Raw genomic sequence first — 2,152 nt, forward strand, 5'->3', positions numbered from 1 at the left:
GGATGAGGACGGCCACGACGGCGATTTCAACATAAAGCATGCCTGGTCAATAGCATTGCCGCGGTGCATTCGAAAATAGTCCGCCGCTATTTGGAGCATGACAATTTTGGAGCGCGGGCGCTGGCCATTCAGACGGCATCCCAGGGCGGCGCCGAAAAATGTTCGACGAGCGCGTCGATGACGACCCGGACCTTCGGCGTGAGCGCGCGCGTCACCGGCCAGACCGCGTGCACGACGATGTTTTCGACCAGACAGTCGGACAGGACCATTTCAAGCTCGCCGCGCTTCAGGCTGTCGGCTGCCAGCCAGGTCGGCAGAAAGGTGATGCCGCAGCCTGCAAGGGCCGCATCGAGCATCGGTTCGCCGTGGCCGAGGACGAGCCTGGCCTTGGGCACGAATGTCGTCAGACGGCCGTCGGCGTCCCTTATGGTCCAGGGACGAACAACGCCCTCACGCCCATAGCCGATGACGCTGTGGCCGGCGAGGTCGTCGATGGACCGCGGCCTGCCGTGCCTTTCGAGATAGGCGGGAGCCGCGAAGATTGCCGAGCGTTGGGCGTAGATGCGGCGCGCCGCGAGCGACAGGCTGTCGTCGAGATCGCCCATGCGCACCGCAAGGTCGATGCCTTCCTCGATCAGGTCGACGCGCCGGTCGTTGAAGGAGATCTCGATCGTCAGCTCCGGGAAACGGCTGGAGATGCCGAACAGCACCGGGGCGACGCATGTGCGGCCAAAGGCAAGCGGCACGTCGACGCGCAGCCTGCCGGACGGAACCTGCCGGCGTGAGGCGAGCAGCGCCTGCCCGGCCTCGATCTCGGCCAGGGCCCGCACGCAGGCTTCGTAATAGCTCGCGCCTTCGCTGGTGGGGCTGAGGCTGCGGGTGGTGCGGTTAAGCAAGCGAACACCGAGCCGCTGCTCCAACCGCGCGACGGATTTGCCGATGGCGGACTTCGTTACACGCAGCCGTTCGCCGGCGCCGGTGAAGCTGCCGGCCTCCACGGCGTGGACGAATGCGACAATGCCTTGCAGGTCTACCGAATCCACGATGCATCCTTTGTAGAGTTCTTCTCTTCAATTTGTTGCCAAATATCCCGCATTGCGGCACTATTTTCCATAGTTGGATCGCATAAATGTCTTCGCTCGGCCATCAATCAAGGAGCGAGACGCATGAGTACCGACGGCAACAGATCCTGGCAGATGACGGGCTTCGGCCTGTCAAAACTGAACCCGGTGAGAGGCGAGATTCCCGAGCCCGGCCCGCACGAGCTTCTGGTGCGTACGAAAGCTGTCTCGCTGAACTACAAGGACAAGCTGATCGTGGATGGCATGCTCATTCCCGATCTTACCTTCCCCTTCGTGCCGACATCGGACGCGGTGGGCGAGATCGTCGCCATCGGCAGCGCGGTCAGCCGATTTCAGGTCGGACAGCGCGTGCTCGGCCAGGTGATTGCCGACTGGCCGGACGGCGATGCGCCGCCGGTGCTGCACAGACACACGCTAGGCTCATCGCTGCCGGGCACGCTTTCAGAGCATGTCGTCTTCGGTGAAGATGCCGCGGTGCTCGCGCCGCCTTCGCTCAGCGATATCGAGGCAGCGACGCTGCCGATCGCGGCGCTGACTGCCTGGTTCGCGATGACCGAGGCGACAAGGCCGGTGCCGGGCCAGACCATCCTGATCCAGGGCACTGGTGGCGTCTCGCTGTTTGCGCTGCAGTTCGCCGCGGCGTTCGGCCTGCGCGCCATCGTCACCTCGAGCAGCGACGAGAAGCTCAAGCGCGCCAAGGAACTCGGCGCCTGGCAGGTGATCAACTATCGCACCCAGCCGGCCTGGGACGAGGCAGCCCGTAAGTTGACGGATGGGCTGGGCGTGAACCACATTCTGGAGATGGTCGGTGGCGACAACGCACGGCGGTCGTTGAACGCGCTCGCCGCCGATGGCCGGCTGTCGATCGTCGGCCTGCTCGGCGCGACGGAGATCAGCTTTCCGGTCGTGCCGCTCATGCGCAACCGCATCGTCGTGCAGGGCATTTCCATCGGCCACCGCCGCAGCTTCGAGCGCATGAATCAGGCGATCGAAGCTCTCCGCATCAAACCAGTGGTCGACAAGGTTTACGGCTTCGACGACGTGCCGCAGGCGTTCGGGCATCTTGAGAA

At 64.1% G+C, this 2,152-nt stretch carries 2 protein-coding genes; one reads left to right on the plus strand and one right to left on the minus strand.

All coding sequences use genetic code 11. The features are described from left to right. Positions 1-128: 128 nt before the first annotated feature. Positions 129-1,043, minus strand: coding sequence for a LysR family transcriptional regulator (locus EOA29_RS34005; RefSeq protein ID WP_126092421.1), 915 nt, complete (start codon positions 1,041-1,043; stop codon positions 129-131). 123 nt (positions 1,044-1,166) lie between these two features. Between EOA29_RS34005 and EOA29_RS34010 the strand changes: the two genes are divergently transcribed. Next, the coding region (locus tag EOA29_RS34010) for an NAD(P)-dependent alcohol dehydrogenase (RefSeq protein ID WP_145969974.1) at positions 1,167-2,152 on the plus strand (986 nt) is incomplete at its 3' end.

It is taken from the genome of Mesorhizobium sp. M1E.F.Ca.ET.063.01.1.1 (genome assembly GCF_003998155.1).
GTDB lineage: Bacteria > Pseudomonadota > Alphaproteobacteria > Rhizobiales > Rhizobiaceae > Mesorhizobium.